This is a genomic window from Xanthomonas sp. 10-10, from assembly GCF_040182365.1.
Taxonomy (GTDB): domain Bacteria; phylum Pseudomonadota; class Gammaproteobacteria; order Xanthomonadales; family Xanthomonadaceae; genus Xanthomonas; species Xanthomonas arboricola_F.
The window spans coordinates 3,057,794-3,083,737 of the sequence record NZ_CP144460.1; the positions used below are offsets into that span (position 1 = coordinate 3,057,794).

Here is a 25,944-nt window from a genome sequence, read left to right on the forward strand (position 1 = left end):
AAACCAGAATGCATTCCGTCGCCAGCACGGACAACGCCTGCGCGCGGCGCTTCAACATTTCGAGCGGCGGTGACTACTGCCGGTGCGATGGCGCTGGCGGAACCCGGCGCATCCGACCCAGGCCCGTATCTGCGCGACCGGCATTACCTGGGCAACACCGCATTGCCAAGGCTGACGGCCGCGCGCAACTCATGCTCGCGCCTGGCGCGTCGGCTACGACAGCCACCGCATCCTGCAAAAAGAACGGGAAACGCAACTGCTTTGCGTGGTGCTGCTCTGGCGGAACGCCAAGCGACGAACTGCAGCGACGGCTGGGGTATATCGACGTACTGCCCGAAAATGCGCTACTGCCCATCCAGTTCGCAGGCGCGGTACTCCTTCGGGTCGAGAAAATCCGCCAGACAGGACCCCACCCGCAATGCCTGTTCGCGCGCATCGCCGCGATAGTCGCCCTCGCCCGCCCCTTCGATGGTGGCGATCGGTGCCGCGCGATCGCGGTGATAGACGAATGCGGTCGACAACCAGCGCGTCTGCCCGGGCGCCTGGCTTTCCATCGTCTCCACGCGGAACTCGCCGCAATACCCGTGGATCAATGTGCGTCGAAGTGTCTTGTGCGTCATGCGCAAAGTATCGCCATGCAGAGTTGAAGATGACGTGGAAACAGGCGCCAACCGCCCTGCGCATCCACCGCGCCTGTCGCTGCACGACGCGTCAAAAAGCACAAGAAACCCCTACCGGTATTCGCATCGTCTGGCGTCGAAACAGCCAACAACCGGCGCAGCCAGCTGCCAGTGCTGGCAACCAGTACACAATCAATCAAATCGAAGGGAGGTGTTACCGTCATCAACAGCGCGAAGGAACAACCCACTTGCGCTGCGAGACTGAAGAAATGGTGGCCGAGGACGGAATCGAACCGCCGACACGGGGATTTTCAATCCCCTGCTCTACCAACTGAGCTACTCGGCCACTAACCCAACACTGCTGCCAGCGTTGCGAGGACGCGCATCATAGCGAGCAGGCGCAGTTTGGGCAAGCGTTGTGACGAACTTTGTTGCAGCATGGCGTCAGGACCTGCGTTTCCTGCGCCGGTTCACGCCGCGCGGCGGGAGCGATGGCCTAGCCTGCGCGCATCGTCCGGAGATCGCCATGCGCCTGCCTCGCCTGCTGTTGTCGCTCCTCGTCCTGCTGCCGGCTGCTGCGTTTGCGCGGCAACCGGTGCGTGCGGTGACGCAGCTGGATATCTCGCGCTATGCCGGGCAATGGCACGAAATCGCGCATCTGCCGGTGTCGTTCCAGAAGAAGTGCCGCAGCGACATCACCGCCAGCTACACCTTGCGCGACGACGGCCTGATCGGCGTGCGCAATGGCTGCCGCACTGCCGATGGCAGCCTGGCTCAGGCCGACGGGGTGGCAAAACCGGTCGCCGGCCACGCCGGGCAATTGCAGGTGCGCTTTGCGCCGGAATGGTTGAGTTGGTTGCCCCTGGTCTGGGCAGACTATTGGGTGATCGCCCTCGACCCGGACTATCAGTGGGCGGTGGTCGGCGAGCCGGATCGTAAATACCTGTGGATCCTGTCGCGCTCGCCACAGATGCCGCGCGCGCAGCTCGATCAGCTCAAGGCGCAGGCCACGCAGATGGGCTATGACCTGTCGCCACTGATCGTGGCAGCGCCCTTGCCGTGAGTCCGGGCATCGGCTGACCGGCAGCGCAGCGTCCGCGCCGACGGCAAGGCAGCGTCCGTACTGCGTAGTATTCTTGGCGCCGCCTTACACCCGCCAAGGACCACTTACATGCGTGCCTATCGCCTCCTGATCGTGTCGCTGGCCTGCGGCCTGCTGCTGAGCGCCTGCGGTGGCGCGGTCCGCCGCGTGTCCGAGCCGGCGGCCAGCATCCAGCAGCTCACCGTGCGTGCCGACGGCTCCTGGTCGGTGGACTTGCGCCTGCAGAACTACAGCAGCATCCCGATGCAGTTCGAGCGCGTGGCGCTGGAGATCTCTGCCGGCGAAGAGCTGGCCGGCAAGCTCGACCAGGCGGTGGGGATGTCGATCGGCCCGGAAACCGCCGACGTGGTGACCGTCACCCTGCAGCCGACCTCCCTGGGCCGCATCACCGTCGCCGACGTGCTTGCCGGCGGCCGCTCGCTGCCGTACTCGCTCAAGGGTACGGTGTGGGCCACCCCGCAGGACAAGAAACAACGCGAGTTCGCGGTGCAATCGCGCAACACGCTCAGCCCCGCCCCCGGCCTCAACGGCGTGCTGCGCTGACGCGCACGCCTCCTGCACCCTCTTTGCAAGGATCCCGCATGAGCAGCTACACCGCCCCGCTGACCGATTTCCGCTTCGCCCTGCACGATGTGCTCGGCGCCGAAGCCTTGTTCGCCCGGCTCGGCTACGGCGACGCCAGCGCCGACATCATCGACGCCGTGCTTGAAGAAGCCGGCCGCTTCACCACCCAGGTACTGGCACCGCTCAACAGCGTGGGCGATGAGATCGGCTGCGCCTTCGACAAGAGCACCCACGCGGTGACCACCCCGCCGGGGTTTCGTGCGGCCTACGACCAGTTCGTGGCAGGCGGCTGGAACGGCCTGACCGCCGAGCCGGAGTTCGGCGGCCAGGGCATGCCGCACACCCTGGGCGTGCCGCTGAGCGAAATGATCAACTCGGCCAACCTGGCGTGGGGCAACTTCCCGCTGCTCTCGCACGGCGCCAGCGAAGCGCTGCGCCAGCACGGCGAGGCCTGGCAGCAGGAAGCGTTCCTCAAGCCGCTGACCGACGGCCGCTGGACCGGCACCATGTGCCTGACCGAGCCGCATTGCGGCACCGACCTGGGCCTGCTCAAGACCCGCGCCGAGCCCAATGCCGACGGCAGCTACGCCATCACCGGCACCAAGATCTTCATCACCGCCGGCGAGCACGACCTCACCGACAACATCGTGCATCTGGTACTGGCCAAGTTGCCGGACGCACCGGCCGGCGCCAAGGGCATCTCGCTGTTCGTCACCCCCAAGTTCAAGGTGGATCGCGACGGCAACATGGGCGAGCGCAACGCGCTGCATTGCGGCTCGATCGAGCACAAGATGGGCATCAAGGGCTCGGTGACCTGCGTGATGAACTTCGAAGGCGCGCAGGGCTACCTGGTCGGCAAGCCGCACAAAGGCCTGCAGGCGATGTTTACCATGATGAATACCGCGCGCCTGAGCGTGGGCCTGCAGGGCATCGGCCTGTCCGAGCGGGCGTATCAGAACGCCCTGCGCTACACCCGCGAGCGCCTGCAATCGCGCGCGCTCAGCGGCGCCAAATTCCCCGACAAGCCGGCCGACCCGATCATCGTGCACCCGGACGTGCGCCGCATGCTGCTGACCATCAAGTCGCTGACCGAAGGCAGCCGCCTGCTGGCGCTGCACGCGGCCAGCCTGGTCGACGTGGCGCACCGCGGCGCCAGCGAGCAGGAACGCGCCGATGCCGAGACCCTGGTGAGCTTCCTCACCCCGATCTCCAAGGCCTGCCAGACCGAATGGTCGATCGAAAACACCTACCACGCGCTGCAGTGCTTCGGCGGCCACGGCTATATCCGCGAATACGGCATGGAGCAGCTGGCCCGCGACGCGCGCATCACCACCATCTACGAAGGCACCACCGGCATCCAGGCGCTGGACCTGATCGGCCGCAAGACCGCCGCCAGCCAGGCCGCCGGACTCAAGCTGTTCCTGGCCGATGTGGAAACCTTCGCCAATGCACAGGAAGGCAACGTCGCGCTGGCCGAGTTCATCAAGCCCTTGCGCGACAAGTGCAGCGAATGGGCCATGTTGACCCGCGATGTGCTGGACCGCGCCGCACGCAATCCGGACGAACTGGGCGCCGCCAGCTACGACTATCTGTTCTATTCCGGCTACGTGGTGCTGGCGTACTGGTGGGCGCGCAGCGTTGCGGCGGCGGATGCATCCACGCACAGCGAGGACTTCAAGCGCGCCAAACGCGAAACCGCACGTTTCTACTTCGCCCGCATCCTGCCGCGCACCTTGACCCACGCCGCCACCATCCGCAGCGGCGCGGCGCCGTTGATGACGCTGGAAGCGGAGCTGTTCGGCGACGCCTGAGCAAGCGCCATCATCGCGGGCTGCCGCTGCCGTAGCAGCGGCCCTGGCCGCGACGGGGCGGTACCGACCGGCAAGACCTCGCGCCCAGGTGCGCTCCTACGGATATACATCGCGGGATTCTTCCGCTTTCGTAGGAGCGGACCTGGCCGCGACGAGGCGGTACCGATCAGCAAGGCGTCGCGCCCGGGTGCGCTCCTACGGATAAACATCGCGGGATTCTTCCGCTTTCGTAGGAGCGGACCTGGCCGCGACGAGGCTTTACCGACCAGCAAGACCTCGCGCCCCGGTGCGCTCCTACGGATATACATCGCGGGATTCTTCCGCTTTCGTAGGAGCGGACCTGGCCGCGACGAGGCGGTACCGACCAGCAAGACCTCGCGCCCCGGCGCACCGCTACGGGTAAACAAGGCCTTTAACGCGCCCGCAGACTGCTCACGCAGCACGGCGGCATCGCGGCCGAGCCAGGCCTTGCTGACCCATTGATTGCAAGACACGCGCCAAAGCCGTTCGCTGCGATACACAAACTGTCAACGATCGGGTATAAGCTGTTTTCCCGATGGAGACAGACACGCACGTAGGTGATGTGATCGTCCCCGGAGGCATCCCTGCCCCGGTCGCGGGCAGCGCTGTCGCTACGATCCAGCAACTTCCCACCTTGCGCCTGCTGTCTCTCGATGCGCACGGCCGCGTGCTGGACTGGATCAACTGGCAGGATGCCGCCTGCCTCTACGCGCGCGATGCGGTGTCCTGGACGCTGGGCGAGCCCTGCATGCAGATCCACGGCGGCATTTCGCGGCTCACCGGCGAGCGCAGCACACTGGAACTGCACCCGATCATCGCCGCACGCGGCCACGCCCGCTCGCGGGCGCTGGACCCCACCCCAACCCTCAGCAACACGGCGTTGTTCGCACGCGATTCGCAGCTGTGCATGTATTGCGGCCAGCACTTCAGCCGCCCGCACCTGACCCGCGACCATGTCATGCCGGTCTCCAAGGGCGGGCGCGACAGCTGGGAGAACGTGGTCACCGCCTGCTTCCAGTGCAACTCGCGCAAGGCCAACCGCACGCCGCAGCAGGCGCATATGCCGTTGCTGGCGGTGCCCTACCGGCCGAGCTGGATCGAGCACCTGATCCTGTCCAACCGCAACATCCTGTCCGATCAGATGGCCTTCCTGCGCGCACAGTTGCCCAAGCGTTCGAAGTTGTCGCTGTGAGGCTGCCTGGTGCGCGCACGCACAACGACGCAGCGAACGACTCGCGCAACGGCAGTCCCCTGCAGCTGATGGCTGCATGATCGGGCGAGCGCCTTGCGCGCCTGCAACCGATGTGGTCACCAGTCGATGACTCGCCTGACCCGGCTTGCCTTGCATTCCACCTGCGGCGTCTTCGCCGATTACGGCACAGAGCAGAAGCCGCCGCTTCGACCTATACCATCCACGCCCGCCTGAGCGCCCAACCCGCGAGTGATGCCAACGACGGCATCGGCACTCCCCACGATGTGCCGCCTGCGCCGTGCCCAATGCGCGGTCATGCCGTCTACAGGGTGCGGCAGATTGCCGCAGCCCCCGGTAACGCCCGCGCAGGCCAGCAGCGACGGCACGTCCGACCATCACCACCCGCTGACAGCTGAACCGGTTTGCTTGCCGGGCCTTCGCATGGGGAGGACAATATGGCTTCAGAACATTGACACGATGATGATCGACTCCACCCGCTACCCGCGTCTGTCCCGCATCCAGACCCCCGACGACCTGCGCAGCTTCGACGAAGCCGAGCTTGCGGCAATCGCCGAGGAGCTGCGTGCCTATCTCATCGAATCGGTCGGCAAGAGCGGCGGGCACTTCGCAGCCGGCCTGGGCGTGATCGAACTCACCGTCGCCCTGCACTACCTGTATCAGACCCCGGTCGATCAGCTGGTGTGGGACGTCGGCCATCAGACCTATCCGCACAAGATCCTCACCGGTCGGCGCGACCAGATCCACACGGTCAAGCAGAAAGACGGCGTGGCGCCGTTTCCCAAGCGCGAAGAAAGCATCTACGACACCTTCGGCGTGGGCCATTCGTCTACCTCGATCTCGGCCGCACTCGGCATGGCGATCGCCGCGCAGCGCAACGGCGACGACCGCAAGGTGGTCGCGGTGATCGGCGATGGCGCGATGACTGCGGGCATGGTCTACGAGGCGCTCAACCACGCCGGCGGCATGGACCCGGAGCCGAACCTGCTGGTGATCCTCAACGACAACCGCATGTCGATCTCCGAAGCGGTCGGCGGGCTGACCAAGATGCTGGGCCGCGCCAGCGGCAGCCGCACCCTCAACGCCATTCGCGAGGGCGGCAAGAAGATCCTCGGCGACAAGAAGAACAACCCCACCGCGCGCTTCGTGCGGCGCTGGGAAGAACACTGGAAAGGCATGTTCGTGCCGTCCACGCTGTTCGAGGAAATGGGCTTTCACTACACCGGCCCGATCGACGGCCATGACCTGCCCGGCCTGGTCGGCGCGCTCAAGACGCTGAAGACCCTCAGGGGTCCGCAGCTGCTGCACGTCATCACCACCAAGGGCAAGGGCTACGAGCTGGCCGAAGGCGACCAGATCGGTTATCACGCCGTCGGCCCGTTCGACCCCAGCAAGGGCCTGGTGGCCAAGACCGGCGCCAAGAAGCCGACCTACACCGATGTCTTCAGCGACTGGGTCTGCGACATGGCCGCCGCCGAGCCCAGGCTGCTGGTGATCACCCCGGCCATGCGCGAAGGCTCGGGCCTGGTGCGTTTCAGCAAGGAATACCCGCAGCGCTACTTCGATGTGGCGATCGCCGAGCAGCACGCGGTGACGTTGGCAGCCGGCATGGCGACCCAGGGCGCCAAGCCCGTGGTGGCGATCTATTCCACCTTCCTGCAACGCGGCTACGACCAGCTGGTGCACGACGTGGCGGTGCAGAAGCTCGACGTGCTGTTCGCGATCGACCGCGGTGGCGTGGTCGGCCCCGATGGCGCCACCCACGCCGGCAACCTGGATCTGAGCTTCCTGCGCTGCGTCCCGCACATGGTGGTGATGGCACCGGCCGACGAAGCCGAATGCCGTCAGATGCTGAGCACCGGCGTGCATTATCAAGGTCCGGCTGCGGTGCGCTATCCGCGCGGCACCGGCCCCGGCGCTGCGCTGGACACCACGCTGACCACGCTGCCGATCGGCAAGGCGCAGTTGCGACACGGCGGCACGCGCATCGCACTGCTGGGTTTCGGCGCAAGCGTGGACGCCGCAGAAGCGGTCGGCCGCGAGCTCGGGCTGACCGTCGTCAACATGCGCTTCGTCAAACCGCTGGACAAGGCCATGCTGCTGGAACTGGCCAAAAGCCACGAAGGCTTCGTCACTATCGAAGACAACGTCGTTGCCGGTGGCGCCGGCTCGGGCGTGGCCGAACTGCTCAATGCCGAAGCCATCACCATGCCCATGCTGCACCTGGGCCTGCCGGACAGCTTTCAGCACCACGCCAGCCGCGAAGACCTGCTGGCCGAAGCCGGCATCGACCAGGCAGGCATCCGCGCCGCCGTGCTCCAGCGTTGGCCGCAACTGATGGCCGGCACCACCGCACCACGCAACGCCGCTGCTGGTTAAGCGCGGCGCCATCCACGCGACCGGGTTCGCCGGTCGATGGACACGCTGGGTCAGCGGGATTTCAGACGATCCAGACGCGCGACGCGCTCGCGCGGCGTCTTGATTCAATGACGACTGCTCGCTGCGCCTGACTCGCCACGCCGTGCGCGCGATCGGCCCTGCCTGCGCTGTGTCCTGTGTGCGCCAGGCGATCTCGATGGCATGCCTGCGCGGTGACGGGTATGCGCTGGCCCGCCGTGCAGGCGCAAGGCTGCCCGCAGGCCTACCCGACCCGGTCAATCAGCGACAGCACCAAGTGCCATGCCTTGCAGGCAGATCGCTACTCAGCAGCTGCGCCGTTGCGCATTGCAGCCGCAAATCAACGCACGCGATGCCTTACGACCGCGCTGGCAGGTCGCCGACGCTCGGCACAGTCCCCGTCTGCGCGAAGGTCTCCACCAGCCCCACGATGCGGGCTTGTGCGGCGATGTGCTGCAACTCCGCCTGCAGACGCAGCACATCCGAAGATGCTCCCGCAGCCAGCGCTTCGCGCATCACGTCCGGCAACGCACTCAGCTCACGCAGCCAGCGTGCAGCACCTGCGGCATGCAGACGCGCCGCGTGATCGAATTGATCGTAATCCAGCGGGTACACGATCGACGGCAGTCCAGCCGCCAGGCAGGCATACAGGATGCCGGCACCGCCGTGATGCACGACCAGCGCGTAACGATGCAGATGCTGCGCGTAATCCACATAGGGCAGGCGCCGATAATTGCCCTGCCCTGGCTGGTACGGCGCAGTCGTATCGCCATCGCTGAAATGAAAGATCACCTCGGGAAATTGCGGCGCCAGCGCGCGTAGCACGCCATCCATGCGCTGCTTGACCCATTGCAGATGCGTGCCCAGCGTGACCAGCACATGCCGATGGCCTGGAACGAATTCGGGTGCTGCCACCGTGGAAGGCGGCGTGCACAGCTGCGGCCCGACAAAGCGCAGTGCCGCCGGCCAGCGCTGCGCGAATTCGAAAGAAGGCAACCCCAACGCCAGAATGCACTGCGGCGAATACACCGCCTCGCTGTGATCGCTGCGGTATAGCGCCGGCAAGCCGCAGGCCCGCATTTGGCGCCGATAGCAGGCATGCAGGCTGCGCTTGAAGCCGCGTGTGAGCCGCCGCGCCAGCGCATGCCAGGCACGCTGGTGGGCGCGGGTTGCAGGCAGCAACCCACCGAAATAAGCGGGTGGGCCGTCGGCGGTTTCGATCACGCAGGGCGACGGCATGCTGGTCCACCACGCGATCCCCATCGCCTGTGCCGTGAGCCCGGCGCTGGGCAGGGTGAAATCGGCGATCACCAGATCCGGCCGTCGTGCGTTCCAGCGCTCCTGCAGTGCGGTGCCCACGCGTCCCATCAGGCCGAGCGCATCGTGCAGCTGTCGGCGTAGACGCAGCGGGTGATGGCCCACTGCGTGCGGCGGGTTGGCGATCTCCAGCAACACGCGGTCGGCTTGCGCGTCCAGGACGCCTGCACCACGCAATCCACATGCCTGGATACGCGCCTGCGCAGCTGGCGTGCTGATCACGTGCACATCGTGATGCGGCGCGAGCTGCCGGGCGATGGCCAGAATCGGATGCAGATGCCCGCTGTACGGCGGGGCGACCAGATCAATGCGCATGCACCCTGCCCCGTAGCGTCTGCTGGATCGCGGCGACGAACGCCTGGCACTCGGACAGTACGTCCGCAGTGGTCAGATAATCCATATGCCCGCACGCCGGCGCCAGCTGCACCGGCCCGCGAAACAGCGCACGCGAAATCCAGTCGCTGCGCCCCTGCACGCTATGCAGATGCGCGACCGTGGCCGGCTCACGGCACACAGGGCCGTAGGCGAACACGGCCAGACGCGCGCGCAGGTTCTGCGGCAGCTGCAGCGCGGTGAGCACCTGCAGCCCGCAACTGCCGGCCAGCAGCACCGTCATCGGCGCTTGTGCAAGCAAGGCCTGCACTCTCATGCGATCGCTGTGCGGCACGCGCGCAATACGCGCAGTCAGGTACTGGCGTGCGTTGGAAACACTGGCGCGCCACAGCGCAACGCGACGGTGCGGCGCCAGGTCGCTACGGTATGGGTAATTGCATGCAATCAACTGCCGGCCATCGCCGTGCAGCTGCTGCAGAAAATCGCGTTGCTGCGCGCTCAGTGCACAGCTTGCCGGATCGCTCTGCCCGGTGAGAAAGGCGATCTGCACTGCCGGCGCGTCACTGCGCACGGAAGCGACCATCCGCCAAAACGTGGTAACGCCGCGTGCGCCAGGCGATACTGCGTACGCAGGCCGCGTGCAGCAGGTGCAGCGGCTGCAGGCATTCGGTCAGGACCGACAGCACCGGCCGGTGGTGTACCGCACCGGTGCTGCGCCACTGCACCACACACAGCAGCAGCGCGCGCAGCAGCAAGATCGTCGCCCCGCACGCGATGGACCAGCCTCCGGGCTGCACGCAGATGCCGAGCAACAGGGCCACCAGCAACACCGGCGGCAACCCCTGCAGCACCGAGATGGCACCGGCAATACCGCTGCGCTGACGGCGCAGCAGAATCAAGGCGAACAGCATCCAGCGGTGCATCTGACGGGCATAGCTGCGCAGATCCGGCATTGCGGTGCGCATCACCACCGGCGCCGTGGATTGCCACAGGCGCCCGCCGCGTTCGCGGACCAGCGTGGCAACCGCCAGATCGTCGGTCAGTTGCTCCAGCAATGCGGCAAAGCCGCCCCAGGTACGCAGTTGCGCCGTGCGCGCGGCGTAGCACATGCCATTGATGGTCAACGGCGCCGCGAACGGCAGCCAGCCCAGATAGGTGAGCGCCGCATTGTTGTTGACGAACTGCGACAGCAGGCGGCCAGCGAAAGTGTCGCTGTCGCAGTAATAAGGCAATGCGGTCACCACGTCGGCGTGGCTCAGATCCTGCAACAACTGCAACAGCGCCGGCTCGCTCAGCTGCGCATCGTCATCCAGGATCAGACAGATCGGCGCCTGCACCTGGGCCAGGGCGTATTCGAGCTTCCACGCCTTGGGATTGATGTTGGCCGGCGCCGCGGGCACCAGCACCCGCGTGATGGGCACCTGCGGATGCTGCATCACCAGCATGTCTGCGACCGCGTTCCCCGCCGCATCGTCCGCATCCAGCAGCCACCAGAACTGCGCGGACGGCAGCGCCTGCAGATTGGCCGCCAGCACGCCGTGCAAATGCGCGTCACCACCAAGGATCGGCTGCAGGATCGCCACCTCGGCCGGGTTACCGGCAAGAGCGCGTGCTGGCCGCGCGCGTGCCTCACGCATGACCCACAGCACAGCCGCCGACTTGCACAGCAGCAGGCTCAGGTACAGCGCCGCCAAAGCCAGCAGGGCTACGTCCACTGCGCCGCCTGCCAGCGCACGAAGGCCTCGATGCCCTCTTCCACGCCGACGCTGGGCGCCCCAAGATCGGCAAGCGTGCGTTGCGGGTTGAAGGTCTTGGAGTAGGCAAACGCACCGACGCCAAACCGCGTGATCGGCGGCTCGCCGCGCAACCGCAGCACACGATAAAGACCCTCCACCACGCTGGCCATGCGCAGCGCGGTGGCGATGCGCACCTGTCGGTGCGGCAACGGCAGCTGCAGGCGCGCCAGCACATCCAGCACCAACTGCTGCAGATCCACCGGCTGCGCATTGGTGAGGTTGTAGGCGCGCTGCAGCTGCGGTGCGGTGGCCGCGCGGTAGAGGTAATCGCAGAGCGTGTCGATATAGATCAGATCGCCGATCACCGGCCGGGTCTGGCCGACAAAGCGCGGCAACGCCCCCTTGCGCGCAGCGGCGATCACGCGCGGGAACAACACCGTATCGCCCGGCCCGAACACCGCGCGCGGGCGCAGCACCGATGCCTGACCTGGATAGCCCTCCAGCAAGGTCTCGCCGAGGTATTTGGTGCGTGCGTACATGTTGACGAAGTCCGGTCCGATGGGACTGTCTTCATCCAGATCGTATTGATGCGCCTCGCGGTAGAACACCGAGCTGGAAGACACATACAGCAAGCGAGGGCAGCCGTTGCGCAGACAGAAATCGACGACATTGGCGGTGGCCTGCACGTTGTGCAGCTGGAACTGCGCACGGCTCCCCCACGGGGATGCCAAGGCCGCCGCGTGGATGACCACATCCGGGCGCCAATCCAGCGAAAACGGCTGGCTCAGATCGATGCGGTGATAGTTGGGCAATTCGCTGGCACGCCGCCCGATGCCGTGCATCTCCACGCCGGCTTGCCCCTGGAACCGGCGCAGGAACGCGCCGCCGACAAAACCGGATGCGCCGGTCACGAGAATACGCAGGCTCATCGCCACTCCGGTTGGTAACGGTCAAGACTGGGTTGGCAGTGCGAGGGCAGGATCGCCAGCTCCGGATGCGCCTGCGACAACCCGTGCAACTGCTGCACGGTGCGACGGAACGCGCTCCAATCGTGCATCAGCAAGCGGGTGGGCCACGCCGGCCACTGCAGCGTCGCCCAGGTGGCCGACGACCACACCGCATCTGCGCAGAGCAGCACCTCGCGGTCATGCTGGTCGCGTAACCACACGCCCATTTGCCCGGGGACGTGGCCGGGCAGCGGTACGGCGAGCACGCTGCCATCTTCGAACAGGTCGTACGCCGTGCCCAGGCCCTTCCAGGCGCCGCTCAGCTCGCGCTGCGGCGCCTGCTCGGCAAAGTACAGGCGTCGATCGAAATCCGCCGGAAGCAGTTGCGGCAGCAAGGCACGGCGCAATCCCCCCAGGCGCGAGCAATTGCGCAGTTGCGCGTAGTCCGCACGCAGACAGCTGAAGCGCGCGTTCGGCAGGTCGCGCAGGCCGCCCACATGGTCGGCATGGAAATGCGAAATCAGGCACCAGCCGATCTCGTCCAGCTGCACGTCGCGACGTGCCAGCTGCGCGCGCAGGGTTTCATGCGCAGGCAGGGTCACCGGGGTGGTCCAGCGATACAGCCGCTCCGGCCAGGGATCGGTGGCCTGGAAAAAATGCGTGGCGTAGCCGGTGTCGTAGAGCATCGCTCCCCGCTGCGGGTGCCGGATCAACACGCTCAACGCGGGAAATTCCACCGCATGCCAATGGCCGTCTGCACGCACCATGCGCTCGCAATGGCGGCAGTGGCCAACCCGCAACAGCTCGAGAGAAACGCGCACGCGCATCAGTAGCGCAACACCATGCCGCCGATCGCCAGACCGGCGCCGGTACCGAGAAGCGCGAACACCTCGCCGCGGCGCAGTTGCCCATCGACGCAGGCGTGATGCAAGGCATGCGGGAGCGAAGCGGCCACCTGGTTGCCGGTGGCGTGCAGGATGCGCACAACCTGATCGCTGCGTAGCCCCAGCGCCTGCACCACATGATCCAGGCCGCCGCCGGAAGCCTGATGCGGCACAAGGTAGCGCAGCTGCGCCGCGGTGAGGCCGGCATCGTGCAGCAGTTGTTCCCAGAACACCGGCAGATGGCGCGCCGCAAAGCGATAGGCGCTGCGCCCATCCATCCAGAACGCGCGCGACGCATCGGCTGCGCCGTGCTGGTCATGCGCTGCGCGGGTACCGCCGCCGCGAATGCGGCACACGTCCGCGCCGTTGCCGTAGCTGGACAGGCGACTGGACAGCAATGCTGAGCCGTCATCGGCGCTGCTGCGCCCGACCACCACGGCCGCGGCACCATCGCCGAACAAACCGGCGGTGGCTGGTACGGCATCGTCCAGCCCGGCCGAGGCCACTTCGCTGGAGACGATCAACACGCGCCGATAGCGGCCCAGCGCCAGCGCATTGGCGGCCATGTCCAGCGCCACCAGGAAGCTCAGGCAGGTGGCATTGACATCGAATGCGGGAATGCCGGAATCGCCCAACCCCAATGCGCGCTGGATCAGCACCGCCTGGCAGGGAATCGGTTGCTCCATGACCGCACAGGCCGAGATCAGGCAGTCGATCTGGCTGCCGTCGATGCCGGCGTTGTCCAGTGCCTGGCGCGCCGCGGCCGCTCCCATCGACGATGCGGTTTCGCCCTCGCCCACGTAGTAGCGGGTGACAACACCCAGGCGTGCGGCCGTGGTGCCGGCCGGCAACTGCCAGCGCGCGTCCAGCTCGCCGGAGGTGACTTCGCGCGCCGGGACATGGCGTCCGGTGCCCAGGATGCGCAGCGGCAATGCGTTCAACACGGAGCTCTCGGCAAAGAAGGCGCGCAGGATACCTTGGCAGGAACGGCCGGCCTAACCCCCGCACGGACCGTCGCCCTGCTCGACCGCAGTGTCCTCCGTGCGGCGCGCGACATGGCTCCGGCGACCGGGCGCGGCAAGCACCGCTTCAAACGGCTGCAAGCACTGCACAATCCAAATCGCGAGCGACCGCGGCAGCCACTGGCGCGTGCAGACGTGGCTGGGACGCGTGCCGCCCCATGCGTCAGGCGATCAAGGCGCCTCCACCTCATAGCCGAGCGCCTGCAAGCGCGCCAGATAGCCGTCGGACGCGGTCAAGCGACTGATCGGCAGCACCGCGAAGGTGTTGCGATTGCGTTGCAGCGCAGTGGTGGCGATGCCGAGCCAATGGTCGCGCATGCGCCGCTCCAGATCGTCGATACCGCGCTTTCTGGCCGCTTCGGAACTGGCCATCGCACTCATGCACGCCGCCTGCGGATCTTCGCGCGGCAACTGGCGCAACGCCTCGATGTCGCCCACCGACCAGGCATTGGCGCGTTCGACCATGGTGGGGAGATCGCGCTCCACCGTCACCAGGATGCTGCGAAAGCAGGCAATGTCGTCCATGCCGCCGGCGCGAAACTCCTTGAGCGCCTGCCGCGGGTCGGTGATCTTGTAGTCCAGCGCGGTCGGCGTCGGCTTGATGCCTGCGCGCTTGGCGGCGCGTTCCACCACCGACCAGATCACCGGCGAGCGGGCCAGGCCCGACCGTTTCAGCGCCGCCTGGTACAACTCGCCAGCGGCCAGCATCGGGCGCTTGCGCTCCACGCCGCGATCGTTGCCGATGTAGCGGGCCTTGGCCACGCTCCAGCGTGCGTAGAGATCGGGCGGCAGCAGCTCGCGCAGTTCGCGGCCGTCGGCGTTCTTCATCGCCTTCATCGCCGACGGCAACAAGGTCAGCCTGCCGAAGAACCCCATATCGACATCGAGCTGTACGGTCGGCGCCATCAGTACCTGTTGGGACTGGCCGATGATGGTTTCCACTTCACTCGCCTGCCATTGCAGGCGCTTGGGCAACGGCGACTGCGTGCCCAGGATCCACAAGACATGCTCGCCCTTGCGGACCTTCCACAGGCCGGGCCCGGGCTGCACGCCGCGTACCACCATCGCTTCCAGATCCACTACCGGCGGTGGTACCGGCGCCGTCATCGGCGGCGCCGTTTCATTGGCCGCCGCCAGCAGCGACACCAACATCAACCCCACGCCCCACCCCACTGCCCTGTGTCGCATCGTGCATCGCCCCCTGTGTGAGGCGGACATTACGTGAAGCCGGCACCCGCCGCGTTAGGGAAGCGTTGCGCTGGGGCAGGAGCGCATGACTGGCATCAGCGCGGGGCCAACGTGGCCAGATGCGCGGCCAACGGCGAAGCAGCATCGAGGAGCGCAAACCCTTCCCAGACGAAGCCCGGCGAGACCGTGCATCCCACCAAGGTGAAGTCGCCCAGCGAGCGTGCCGCCTGCCACTGTCCTGCGGGAACCACGTGCATCGGCTCGCCGCGTTCGGCCGCGTCCAGGATCAGCCGCTGCAGTTGTCCGCTGGCTTCGTCGTAGAGCAGCAACTCCAGGGCGTCGCCCTGCTGCCACTGCCAGGTTTCCTCGGCATCGACGCGATGCCAGGCGCTGCATTCGCCTGCAGCCAGCAGAAAACGGATGGCCGTCAGCGCCGGCCGGACGCGTCCATTGTCGATCACCTGACGGGCGGAGGCGTAGACGCGGCGGAAATGCCCGCCTTCCGGGTGCGGGGCCAGGTCGAGCGAGCGGATCAGGGCAGCGGCGGTCGGATGCATGCATGACATGCTAAGCCCCGAGGCCGCCGCGATGCATCAAGGCAGATGCTTGCCTGCGCGCAGACAGGTGCGGAAGAACACCAGCAAGTCCCAGCTATAGCGCTTGAGCAGGCGACGCGGCTCGTTGAGCAACCGGTACATCCACTCCATGTGCAGGCGGCGCACCCAGTCCGGCGCGCGCCGCGCCGTGCCGGACAGGAAGTCGAGCAGCGCACCGACGCCGAACACCAATGGGACACGCAGCGCGTGGCTGTGGTCCAGAATCCAGCGCTCCTGCAAGGGGTTGCCGAACGCCACCAGCAGCACATCGGCGCCGGAGCGGTTGATGCGCTCGGCCAGGCCATCGCCGGCGGCGGCAAACTCGCCGTAGCCGTCGCACATGCCCACCACCTGCTGCCCCAACGTGCCGGTCAAGGTGGCAGCGGCGGTCTTGCCCACGCCGGGCCGTCCGCCAAGCAGGAAGAACTTGAGCGGTTGCGCGCTGTGGCGGCACAGATACGGAATCAGATCGGTGCCGTTGAGATTGCCGGCAAAGCGGCGGCCATGAATCAGCCGCGCCGCCAGATCCATCCCGATGCCGTCGTTGACGATGCGCACGCTGGGTTCGCGCATGCGCATCCGCAACGGCTGACACTGCACCACGAAGTTGGTGTTGGCGAAGAACACCCGACGCGGCTGTTGCGCTGCCAGTGCGTGGAACAGATCCAGCGCGAAGGCTTCCTGGGTGGTGGACAACACCGGGAACCCGCCCAGCGGAATCACCACGCCCGGCGGTGTGTCGACAGCGGAGACGGTCGCTGTTTCGCTGTCCAAGTGCTGGCCCTGCATCATCGAATCACCAAAGGTCGTAGGGGAATGCAGCCAGCAGACCGGCCTGCAGCTTTTCCAGATCGAATGCGCCGTTGCCACCCAGTGCCAGACATTCTTCGACGTTGTTGCCCGCATGCCACTGCATGCGCCCGGTCCCGTGGTAGTAATCGTCGTACTTGAAACGGTCTTCGCCATTGCCCCAGTCCAGATACACCGCCGGGATGCCGTACGCCTCGGCAAGGATGAGGCCGTGCAGCGAACTGCTGACCACCAGTTCGGCACCCAGCAGCTGGCTCATGAAGGTTGCCGGCTTGACGTTGGGAAACACCAGATGGTCTGCGTAGGCGCTGTACTTCTCGACCGGTTCGTTGAAATGCGGAACGATGGCGAACGGACGCTTTTCAGCCGTGCCCAATGCCTCGGCAGGGAAAAACATCGGGGTCAGCAGACCCGGGTCGCCATAGACTTCCGGCACCGCGATGCCGCGGTCCAGCAGAAATTGACGGGTCTTGGGCCCGCGCACCGCTCGCACGTCGAGCGTGCTGAAGGTATTGCGCTCGGCCGGAATCTTGCCGTTGATGCCGCTGCCCCAGACGGTGTCGCCATCCTTGGCAAAGTGCAGCACCGAACCGATCGCGATCAGCTTTTTGCTGAGATCGCGCTTCTCGATCAGCGTCTTGTCCTGCAGGGAAAGCACACAGGACACGATCACCTTGGACAGGTGATCCCCCATGTTGACGCCAGCGTTCTTCGGCTGCCACCAGAACAATGCGCGACGTTCTGCGTGTTCTATCCACTTCTGCAGCAAAGCGTTGGCCATAAAGGGAGGTCTCCTGTCTTGAACGGGCGAGGTGCGCTGCATCAATGCGAGAGCGCGGCCTCCGAGGAAGCACGCGCGGCTGCGCCGGTGTGCTGCGGATACAAACGGGTTTCCGGATACGCGGCTGGATCCAGTACACGGTCGGTGGTGTCGGACCAGTTCAGACACTGGCGGTAACGCACATGCGGCGCGTCCAGCGCCTGCCCGATTGCAGCGACGATCGAATCGGCATTGCCGGGCGTATAACCAAAGCGCGACTGCTGGTACGGCCCGACCACTGCATTCGGACACACCGCAGGCAACCCGAAAAAGTCGTACTGCAACAGCTTCATCGAGCTATCGGCCAGATACACCGGCACTTGTTCCGACGCATACGGCGCGATGCCGAACCGCGCGTGCTTGATATAGCCGATCGTCTCGACGTGCTTCATTTCACCATAGACCACGACATTGTCGCCGTAGCCCGGGTGGCGCCCCATGCCCGACCCGATCACATGAAACGTGACCTGCGGAAACGCCTTGCTGGCAACGACGAAGAAGTCCGGATCGAACAGCATCGACCCCACCGCCACCGCATGGATTCCTTCGCCATACGGCGACGGATCGCCCAGCTGATCCAGGTTGTGATCCACGCCATGCCCGACGTGATAGACGTTATCGCGGCTTGCGATCTCTTCGGCCATGGCCGGCGACACCAGCGCGATGACGTCCAGGGTGGGCGCAACCCGGTCGAACTCGCGTTCGATATAGGACGCAACATTGATCGTGCTCAATCCATCGGAGGCGCGATACACCAGCTTGGCGGTGGGATTGGTGCGCTTGGCCAGTTCGATGAAGGCCACGGCAATGCCGCTTTCGAACACGATGACATCCGCCTCGCGCATCCAGTCCAGCAGTTGCCTGGGGGGATGTGCGGCATACCAGCGGAACATCGCGTCTTCGACAGACTGCAGCCACGTCCGACGCGTATTGAACGGATGCACGGTGGTGCGCCAGAGATAGCATTCCACGCCCTTGTGCGACACCACGGTGTTGGCGGTGTCGTCCAGCGGCAGCCGCATATCGCCCTTCATCCGCGACAACCGGCTGTAACGCAGCGAGAAAAATCGCGTCGTCCCGCGCAGCGCAAGCTGATCGGTGATGAAGTGGATGTTGGCGCGGCGCGGGGTGCGGTAATCGTGTGCGGACAAGACCAGATAGCAAGGCCGGCGAATGCCGGAAGCAGCGGCGGCGGGTGTGTCGCTCATGGGCCGTGTCCTATGAATGAGTGAGAGAAAGCATGCCCGAATGCAGGCGAAGACGATGTCGATCTCATCGACGCGCCTTGGCCTGACTCAACAACTTGCGGATGTTGACGATGGAGATCACGTCGCGACGGAACGACGGCCAGATACCCAGCATCAGCAGGCAGACTGCAGCCATCGCCGCTGCACCTGCGGCCAATTGCTGCCATAGCGGGCCGCCGACGCTGATCGAGGCGTAATACGCGCAGGCGCCGGCGACGCCGTAAGCCACCATCGCGCGTACTGCATTGGTGAACAGCATGCCCACCGGCGTATCGGAAATCTTGCCGACCCAGACCAGCGACATCGGCCAGGTCACCAGCAGGCCGAACGAATAACCGATGGCCACCCCCATCGCCCCCCAGCGCGAACCGACGAAGATGCAGGCGATCAGCACGATGCGGCTGACCAGCGAGAACAGCAATTGCTCGCGCATCAAACCGCGCGCCAGGAACACCCAATACGTGGCGTAGGACGCAGTCTGGAAAATACCGCCCAACGCGAGCACCTGGAACAAGGGCACTGCCTCGCGCCACTGTTCGCCCAGTACCAGAACGATCAACGGCATCGCCACCGCACAGGCGAACGAGAACAGCGCCACGATCAGATGCACCATCACCGTCTGCCCGCGCAGCAGAAACGCACTGAAACGCTCGCGATCGTCCTGCAACTGCGACAGCACCGGCAACGCCACGCTGGTCGCCGGTGCATTGATCTGGTTCAACGGCATCATCAGCAGCTGGAATGCGCGGTTGTACAGACCCAGCGCATCGGGCCCGGCGCGCCAGCCGATGATCACCTGCCCCACATTGCGGCTGGCATATCCCAGCAACTGCGCCGCCATCAGGTTCCAGCCGAAACTCATGAAATCACGCATCGGTGCGGAACGTTGATAGCCGCCGGGCAGCCAGCGTGCGCAGCTGCCCGCGATCACCAGGTTGACCACCGCCTGCACCACTTGTTGCACCACCAGCGCCCAATAGCCCCAGCCCAGCAGCGCGGCGGCCACGGCCGCACCCAGCCCCAACACCTGCGAGCCCACATCGCTCAGTGCCACCTGCCCAAAGCGCAGCCCACGGCTCAGATGCGCGCGGTATTGGGTGGTCATGCCGTTGATCAGGAACGTCACCGCAAGCGCTTGCGAGATCGTGACCAGTGCCGGCTCTTTGTAGAAGTTGGCGATCAGATGCGCCGATGCGAACACCACCACCGACAACGCCAGGCCGATACCGCTATTGATCCAGAACAGGTTGTCGCGTTGTTCGCGGCTGACGTGCTTGGCCTGCACGGCAGCGGCAGACAGCCCGAAATCGCGCAGGATCTCGGCGGCACCGACAATCGCGGTGACCATCGCCATCAGGCCGTAGTCGTATGGCGTCAGCAGCCGCGCCAGCAGGATGATGCCGCCGAACTGCACGACCATCTTGGCCGACTGGCCGAGCATGGTCACCGCGGCCCCGCCGGCAGCGCGCGAGCCGAGGCTGCGCTGCGGAGGCGGTGTCGGAGAGGACGTCGTGGGGGGCTGGGCGGTCACAGTGCAGCGTCCCCATCCTTGCCCAGCGCGTCGAGGTAGGCGCGGTAGTGCAGCTGCCCGATGCGCGGCCAATCGCGTTGCGACAGATCCGGCGCCGGCCCGCGCGGTGCGCAGCGCACCGTATCCAGCATGCCGGTCAACAGCGCCGCGTCGAACTCGCCTTGGTAGAGAAACACCCAGCCTGGCCCCACTTCTTCGGCAATCGCCGCGTTGGATTCGCTCCACGGCGCCAGCACCGGGCGCGCCAACGACAACGCCAGCAGCAGCGTGCCGGAGTTGTGCATCTGCCGGTATGGCAACACCACCAGCTCGGCTTGGCTGACCTCGCGCGCCAGCACCGGCTCTTCGACATAGGCGAGCAATGCGCTGATGCGCGGATCCTGCGCGCTGGCCTCTTCTACCAGCGTGCGCATCTGCGGCGTGGCCGGGTTACCGACGATGCGCAGGCTCAAGCGTGGGTCGCCCACCTCGCGCATGACCTCCAGCAGCGTTTCCACGCCCTTGTACGGACGGATCAGCCCGAAATGCAACAGCCGCCCCGGTACCGTGCTGCCTTGGGGCATCGTCGCGAACCAGTCGCGGTAGTGGCCGTGCAGGATGGTGTCGGTAAACGGCGGGCGCGCCGGCGTGGTGGCGTTGATGCGGATCCAGCGACGCGTCAGGCGATCGACCCAGCGCAACAGGCTGCGCTCGCGCCAACCGCGATCTTCGTGCGGGGCCAGGTTGTGCAAGGTGCGCACCACCGGCGTGCCGGTGAGCTGCAACTTCAACAGCAGCAACGCCGCGCAAAACTGCTTGGCCAGCGTGCCCACGGCGCTGGGATGGCGCAGCAGGTATTCGGGCCAGTGCAGATGCAGCACGTCGTAGCGCGACAGCAAGGCAGCGCGCATCGAGAAGAAGCGCGGGTGCACCGCGTCGGGCAGCGCGTCGTAGAGCTGGGTCAGGTACGGGTTGGTGCTGGCGTTGGGCTTTTCGGTGGAAAACAACACCGTGACCTGCGGCCTTGCGGCCGCGCGTGTCGTCTGTGCGGATGCAAGCGCGCTCATCGCAGCGTCTCCTGCGGGCGCGGCGTGCCAAGTGCACTGTGGTACTCGTCGATGTAGCGACCCACCACATGCTTCCAGTCGTAGCGGCTCACATAGGCCATCGATGCCGCACGACGCGCTGCGAAGTCGCCATCGGCCGTCAGTGCGAGCGCCTGCACCTGGTCGGCCGCCGCCTCGATCCTGTCGCGGTTGACGATCACCCCCTGCCCCGACTCGCTGGCCAGCCGCACGAACGGCGGGATATCGCTGAGGATCGGAATCAGGCCCGCACTCATCGCCTCCACCGCAGCAATGCCAAACCCTTCATGGCGCGACAGACAGACGAAGAACTGCGCCTGCTGCATCAACGCGCGCAGCTGTTCCTGCGACGGCGACATGCTCAGCTGCACCTTGTCCTGCAAGCCGCGCTCGGCGATCGCCTTGCGCAAGTCGGCCTCGTTCAAATCGTATTCGCGGCCGGCGATGATCAGCTGCCACTGCGGATCGCGCGCGAGCATCGCCTTCAGCAGCTCCAGCGTCTCGATCAGCCCCTTGTTGACCGACCAGCGTCCGAAGTAAAGCATCGTCCGCCCCGGCGCGGCCGCGCCCTGCCCCGCATATTTCTGCACGTCCACGCCGTTTTCGATCACCCGCAAGCGGGCCGGCGATACCACCTTGGCAAACAGGTCGCCATCGTTTTCGCTGGTTGCGATCACCCGCGCATACGCCAATGCAGAGGTGCGCGTGAGGGTCTGGAACCACAGCTGTTTCATGCGCGACGCATACGCGGTGTGGAAGAACCCACCGTGCGTGGACACCACCATCGGCTTGCCGTGCAGCGGCTTGGTCAACGCCAGATAATCGTAGAAAAAATCGATCCCGTGCAGATGCACCACATCTGCCGAACCAATCGCGCCCAGCACCGACGGCGCAAACGGATAGCGCGACGAACCGCGATAGCCGATCCGCCGGATCGGCAGACCTTGATGGGTCTCCTGCGGCGCAAGCTGCGCATCCGGATCGGTGAACACCCGATCCAGCGTCACCACTTCCACCGTATCGGCGCTAGTGGCCTGATGCTGGCGGGCAACGTTGAGGACGACCTCTTCCATGCCTCCGATCGAGGGATGGAATTGGCGGACGACATGCACCACTTTCATTACGCCAATCTCCTGTACCAGCCGCGCGCACGCAGGTGCCGCGACAGCTGATGATTCTTGAACTGCGTCATTGACTCTTCAACCCCAACATCCATGGCGCGCTACGTACCAGCACAGCGCGCATCGGCACCGCGCAGGCGATCGCAACTGCGCTGAGCCCCATCGCCCACATCGGGGTTCCGACAAGGCCGGGATCGATCACCCCGGTGCGTGCAACCACGCTGGTGACCACCAGGAACACCAGCGTATGCGTACACAAGATCAGCAAGGTGTTTGTGCCGATCCATTGCACCCACTGCCAGTCCCGGACGAAGTACGCGACGCACAGCGTTATCGCAGTCCCCAGCAGACTCACCAGCAGGAACAACGCGGCCGATTGCCCGAACAGCAGGTTATTCACGTCGACCTGCCCGTTCACTGAGGCCAGCAGCCACCAGGCCGTTGCGACGACGGGCAGCCCCAGTGCCCACACCCATGCCCCGAGCGCGCGTAGCGTATCGGCAAAGCGCGACAGCCAGCCACCCACCGCGATGAAGAACAAGGCGATCGGCAACACGTCCAACGCAAGCGGCAAGCGCAACTGCAACGAGGGAAACCATCCCGCCCATGCCAATGCGATCGGCAAGCTGAGCGCCGCTACCACCGTCGTGCTCAAACGCGCACGCAGTGCAATGTAGGCCAGCGTTGTGACAAACAAGGCCGGTAAAAACCACAATGCCGGCAACACGTAGAGGCGCGTGCCGTTGGCCCAGAACACGCCGAGAAACGGGTCCCACCACGCGCGCGCGCCGGGCTGCCCGAACGCATGGTTGAGCACCGCCGTCAGGAGCCAGAGCCCATAGGCCACCAGGAAAAACGCCAGATACGGGATCAACAGCGTCCGCGCCAGCTTTTTCACCGTCGACACATTCAACCCGCGACGCCCGAAACGTTCGCCGACCCAGCCGGAGAGCACAAAAAACAACGGGACATGGAAACTGTAGGCAAACAGCTTGTAGGCCGGCGGCATGCCGCTTGCGTGCCCCAGCACCACCAGCACGATGGCCAACGCCTTGGCCGCATCGATCTGCCAATCGCGGGCCAGCGCCGGCGCCCGACCGGGGGTTGCCACGCTCGTGTCGTGCTCGCCGCGCGGGAAAGAAGGAGCAGTCGTCATGCCGCGGCGCCGGTCATGCCGCCACCGTGCGCGCACCCAGGGCCCAGGGGGCAAAACGCATCAACACCCAGCGCATGGGCACGCAGGCGACCAGCGCAAAGACCGTCACGAAAAGCGCCCAACCCAGGCCCGGCCGCCCTGCACCGAATCCACCGGCTACTGCCGCAACGCCGGACAGAACGAAGAACACCAGCATATGCGTGCACAGGATCAGCAAGGTGTTGCGGCCGATCCACTGCACCCACGCCCAACTCTGCACCAGCCGCGCCGCGCAGATCACCATCAACGACCCCAGCACCGCACTGAGCAGGAATACCGCATGATCGCGCCCGAAGCCGAGCATGTTGACGTCGACACGCCCGTTGCGTTGCGCCAACCACGCAACCGCAACCGCCAATGCCAAGGTCACCAGCGCACTGACCGGCAACGAGGTCGGCAGACGCGGCGACACGTAGATCAACAAGGCACCGAGCGCGTAGAAGCACAACGACACCGGTAGCACATCGAGACCGAAAAAAAACCGCACTCCCTGCGCCGGGAACCAGTTCATCCAGAACCACGCCAGCACCAGCGATACAGCCGCAATCGCCAACGGGGGCAGTACGCGCCGCAGCACCACATAGCTCACCACGGTTACCAGCATCACCGGCAAAAACCACAGCGGCGGCTGCACATACAGGTCCGGACCGATTCCGGTGAACAGCGAGACGATCGGCTCCCACCACGGATGACTTCCCCAGCGCGCGGCCTTCTCGCCGATATTGCGGGTCAACAGCCAGTACGCGTAGCCCAGCAGATAGAACGTGACATACGGCAGCAGCAGGCTGCGCGCCTGTTTGGTGATGGTCTGCGTCATGCTGGTGGTACGCGACGCATAGCCGGCTGCCAACCAACCCGACACCAGGAAAAACAGCGGCACGTGGAAGCTGTATGCAAACAAGGTCATGCCATGCGGCACGCCCTTGGCATGGCAGAACACCACCAGCAAGATCGCGATCGCCTTGGCCGCATCGATCCGTGGATCGCGTGCGCGCCCACCGGCCGCGATCCGCACGCCTGCATCAGTCGCAACCGACGACGACACCGTCGCCGCCGAGTTCATCGCCCCGCTCCCGCAGGCAATGGCAACTGCGCGCCATCAGCCGTTGGATCATCCTTGATCGAAGTAGTGGAGAGCGCCGACGCAGACCAGGTCGGACGCATATGCCACAGGCAGCCGCACACAAACCACCACAGCGCCGAGGTCTTGATCGAGAAGTAACCGTTGGACACCAGCAAGCTCAGCGCAAACGCGAAGATGGCCAGGTTCTTGAACAGTTGGCCTTCCTTGCTCGGCATCAGCAACAGGAAGGAATACGACAACAGGAACGCCAGCACCCCGACGATCGACTGCGATGCGATGAAATACGAAATGCCGCTATCGAAGTAACGGTAGGCCTGCGCAAAATCCAGCCCCAGCCACGACTCGAACGACAGGTTGTTCATCGAGTAAACCGTGAAGAATATCCGGCCCATGGTGGTGTCCTGGTATGCCGTGATCCCGGTGATCCACACCAGCAGCCAAGCACTCATGATCACCAGCAAGAACACCAGGAACGCCAATCGCTGATCCAGCCGTTTCAATAGCGGCGTCAGCAACACCATCAGCACGCAGGTGCCGGCCGCCAATCGTCCATCCGAGGCGACGATCATGAACCCGATCAAGCCCACCGACAGCACCAGCGCCGCCGGCCGCATCCAACGCCAGAACACCAGCAGGATGGCGGTGAAGAAACAGATGTAGTTGCCCATCGTCACCGGCTCGATGAACATCGAGGAGGCACGCGGGAGATTGGAACCGGGCAGGAAGTTGCGCTCGCCCGGACGCGTGGCGCTGACGAACAGGTTGCTGTCTTCGTTCCAGAACCCTTCGGCGCTCATGCCACGCGCATTGACGAAAAAGCTCTTGGGATTGACCAGATCGCCATACGCACTTGGCATTGCCAGCTCGAAGGCGGCAACCAGCGAGACGATGATGGTCATGCGGATGAACAACTTGGGCACCGAGCCGGTATAGGCAGAGCCCAGCACCACGAACGCGAACACCACCAGGGCATCGCGGAAGAATTTCGGATCGATCTGCCAGTTCACCAGGAACCGCACGAACATCAGCAAGACGATCAACCCGAGCCCGCTCACGATCAGGGCAATGCGCTTGCGGCTCAGCGAACCGAGGCCCAGGACGAAGCAGGCCGCGTAGACGATGAACTCCACTGCGTAGGTGATCACCGGACGCACGGTGAACACGTTCGCATTGATCAGTGCCAACACCAGGTTGTAGCCCACGCCGACCAGCAGCGTCAGTTCGATCAGCAGGTTATGCCAGCGAACGCGGGTTTCCTCGCTCATTCGAATCAGCATGCACATGCCTGCCTGAGAAGGGCGGCTGCGATGCAGCCGCCCGCGAC

The 25,944-nt window shown here is 65.4% G+C and carries 23 protein-coding genes and 1 tRNA gene; 5 read left to right on the forward strand and 19 right to left on the reverse strand.

Annotated elements, in window-relative coordinates; all coding sequences use genetic code 11:
- Positions 1-344: 344 nt before the first annotated feature.
- Together VZ068_RS12855 and VZ068_RS12860 are read right to left on the reverse strand one after the other, a co-directional pair.
- Positions 345-620 (reverse strand): hypothetical protein, encoded by a 276-nt coding sequence (locus VZ068_RS12855; RefSeq protein WP_259150871.1) that lies wholly within the window; start codon positions 618-620, stop codon positions 345-347.
- Positions 621-890: 270 nt separating this feature from the next.
- Positions 891-966, reverse strand: a tRNA-Phe gene (locus tag VZ068_RS12860).
- Positions 967-1,146: 180 nt separating this feature from the next.
- Between VZ068_RS12860 and VZ068_RS12865 the strand changes: the two genes are divergently transcribed.
- From VZ068_RS12865 to dxs, 5 genes are all read left to right on the forward strand, one after another.
- Positions 1,147-1,683 carry a lipocalin family protein gene (locus VZ068_RS12865; RefSeq protein ID WP_259150872.1) on the forward strand — a complete coding sequence of 179 codons (537 nt, stop codon included), beginning with the start codon at positions 1,147-1,149 and terminating at the stop codon, positions 1,681-1,683.
- Positions 1,684-1,791: 108 nt separating this feature from the next.
- Positions 1,792-2,265, forward strand: a complete 474-nt coding sequence (locus tag VZ068_RS12870) for an LEA type 2 family protein (protein WP_259150874.1) — start codon at positions 1,792-1,794, stop codon at positions 2,263-2,265.
- A 38-nt stretch (positions 2,266-2,303) separates the two neighbouring features.
- Positions 2,304-4,097 (forward strand): acyl-CoA dehydrogenase C-terminal domain-containing protein, encoded by a 1,794-nt coding sequence (locus tag VZ068_RS12875; protein WP_349655528.1) that lies wholly within the window; start codon positions 2,304-2,306, stop codon positions 4,095-4,097.
- A 556-nt stretch (positions 4,098-4,653) separates the two neighbouring features.
- Positions 4,654-5,310, forward strand: coding sequence for an HNH endonuclease (locus VZ068_RS12880; RefSeq protein WP_349655529.1), 657 nt, complete (start codon positions 4,654-4,656; stop codon positions 5,308-5,310).
- 480 nt (positions 5,311-5,790) lie between these two features.
- Entirely contained in the window at positions 5,791-7,707 is a 1,917-nt protein-coding gene (gene dxs / locus VZ068_RS12885) for a 1-deoxy-D-xylulose-5-phosphate synthase (RefSeq protein ID WP_349657708.1), read from the forward strand.
- Between the two features lie 375 nt (positions 7,708-8,082).
- Here the strand turns inward: dxs and VZ068_RS12890 are convergent, their stop codons facing one another.
- From VZ068_RS12890 to VZ068_RS12970, 17 genes are all read right to left on the reverse strand, one after another.
- Positions 8,083-9,357, reverse strand: coding sequence for a glycosyltransferase (locus VZ068_RS12890; protein ID WP_349655530.1), 1,275 nt, complete (start codon positions 9,355-9,357; stop codon positions 8,083-8,085).
- Positions 9,347-9,958 (reverse strand): hypothetical protein, encoded by a 612-nt coding sequence (locus VZ068_RS12895; RefSeq protein ID WP_349655531.1) that lies wholly within the window; start codon positions 9,956-9,958, stop codon positions 9,347-9,349. The genes VZ068_RS12890 and VZ068_RS12895 overlap by 11 nt, the downstream gene beginning before the upstream one ends.
- Positions 9,936-11,090: a glycosyltransferase gene (locus tag VZ068_RS12900; protein WP_349655532.1), complete on the reverse strand. Its 1,155-nt coding sequence runs from the start codon at positions 11,088-11,090 to the stop codon at positions 9,936-9,938. The genes VZ068_RS12895 and VZ068_RS12900 overlap by 23 nt, the downstream gene beginning before the upstream one ends.
- Positions 11,081-12,040: an NAD(P)-dependent oxidoreductase gene (locus VZ068_RS12905; RefSeq protein ID WP_349655533.1), complete on the reverse strand. Its 960-nt coding sequence runs from the start codon at positions 12,038-12,040 to the stop codon at positions 11,081-11,083. The genes VZ068_RS12900 and VZ068_RS12905 overlap by 10 nt, the downstream gene beginning before the upstream one ends.
- Entirely contained in the window at positions 12,037-12,885 is an 849-nt protein-coding gene (locus VZ068_RS12910) for an MBL fold metallo-hydrolase (protein WP_349655534.1), read from the reverse strand. The genes VZ068_RS12905 and VZ068_RS12910 overlap by 4 nt, the downstream gene beginning before the upstream one ends.
- Positions 12,885-13,916, reverse strand: a complete 1,032-nt coding sequence (locus tag VZ068_RS12915) for a 3-oxoacyl-[acyl-carrier-protein] synthase III C-terminal domain-containing protein (RefSeq protein ID WP_349657709.1) — start codon at positions 13,914-13,916, stop codon at positions 12,885-12,887. Before VZ068_RS12915 ends, VZ068_RS12910 begins: the two co-directional genes overlap by 1 nt.
- A 219-nt stretch (positions 13,917-14,135) precedes the next feature.
- Complete coding sequence (locus tag VZ068_RS12920) at positions 14,136-15,152, reverse strand: TraB/GumN family protein (protein WP_349655535.1); 1,017 nt, start codon at positions 15,150-15,152, stop codon at positions 14,136-14,138.
- A gap of 95 nt (positions 15,153-15,247) precedes the next feature.
- Positions 15,248-15,709, reverse strand: coding sequence for a cupin domain-containing protein (locus VZ068_RS12925; protein ID WP_349655536.1), 462 nt, complete (start codon positions 15,707-15,709; stop codon positions 15,248-15,250).
- 36 nt (positions 15,710-15,745) lie between these two features.
- Positions 15,746-16,540, reverse strand: a complete 795-nt coding sequence (locus tag VZ068_RS12930) for a WecB/TagA/CpsF family glycosyltransferase (RefSeq protein WP_349655537.1) — start codon at positions 16,538-16,540, stop codon at positions 15,746-15,748.
- A 4-nt stretch (positions 16,541-16,544) separates the two neighbouring features.
- Positions 16,545-17,339: a polysaccharide pyruvyl transferase family protein gene (locus tag VZ068_RS12935; protein WP_259150900.1), complete on the reverse strand. Its 795-nt coding sequence runs from the start codon at positions 17,337-17,339 to the stop codon at positions 16,545-16,547.
- Between the two features lie 41 nt (positions 17,340-17,380).
- The gene (locus tag VZ068_RS12940) at positions 17,381-18,586 is read right to left on the reverse strand and encodes a glycosyltransferase family 1 protein (protein WP_259160938.1); all 1,206 of its coding nucleotides are present in this window, start codon (positions 18,584-18,586) and stop codon (positions 17,381-17,383) included.
- Positions 18,587-18,650: 64 nt separating this feature from the next.
- Positions 18,651-20,156 carry a lipopolysaccharide biosynthesis protein gene (locus VZ068_RS12945; protein ID WP_259150903.1) on the reverse strand — a complete coding sequence of 502 codons (1,506 nt, stop codon included), beginning with the start codon at positions 20,154-20,156 and terminating at the stop codon, positions 18,651-18,653.
- Positions 20,153-21,202, reverse strand: coding sequence for a glycosyltransferase (locus tag VZ068_RS12950; protein ID WP_349655538.1), 1,050 nt, complete (start codon positions 21,200-21,202; stop codon positions 20,153-20,155). Before VZ068_RS12950 ends, VZ068_RS12945 begins: the two co-directional genes overlap by 4 nt.
- A complete protein-coding gene (locus VZ068_RS12955; protein WP_259150906.1) occupies positions 21,199-22,341 on the reverse strand; it encodes a glycosyltransferase family 4 protein in 1,143 nt (380 codons plus the stop codon). Before VZ068_RS12955 ends, VZ068_RS12950 begins: the two co-directional genes overlap by 4 nt.
- Positions 22,342-22,408: 67 nt before the next feature.
- Positions 22,409-23,533 (reverse strand): acyltransferase family protein, encoded by a 1,125-nt coding sequence (locus tag VZ068_RS12960; RefSeq protein WP_349655539.1) that lies wholly within the window; start codon positions 23,531-23,533, stop codon positions 22,409-22,411.
- Positions 23,511-24,599 carry an acyltransferase family protein gene (locus VZ068_RS12965; protein WP_259160945.1) on the reverse strand — a complete coding sequence of 363 codons (1,089 nt, stop codon included), beginning with the start codon at positions 24,597-24,599 and terminating at the stop codon, positions 23,511-23,513. The genes VZ068_RS12960 and VZ068_RS12965 overlap by 23 nt, the downstream gene beginning before the upstream one ends.
- Positions 24,596-25,885 carry a polysaccharide biosynthesis protein GumE gene (locus VZ068_RS12970; protein WP_259160946.1) on the reverse strand — a complete coding sequence of 430 codons (1,290 nt, stop codon included), beginning with the start codon at positions 25,883-25,885 and terminating at the stop codon, positions 24,596-24,598. Before VZ068_RS12970 ends, VZ068_RS12965 begins: the two co-directional genes overlap by 4 nt.
- Positions 25,886-25,944: the final 59 nt, after the last annotated feature.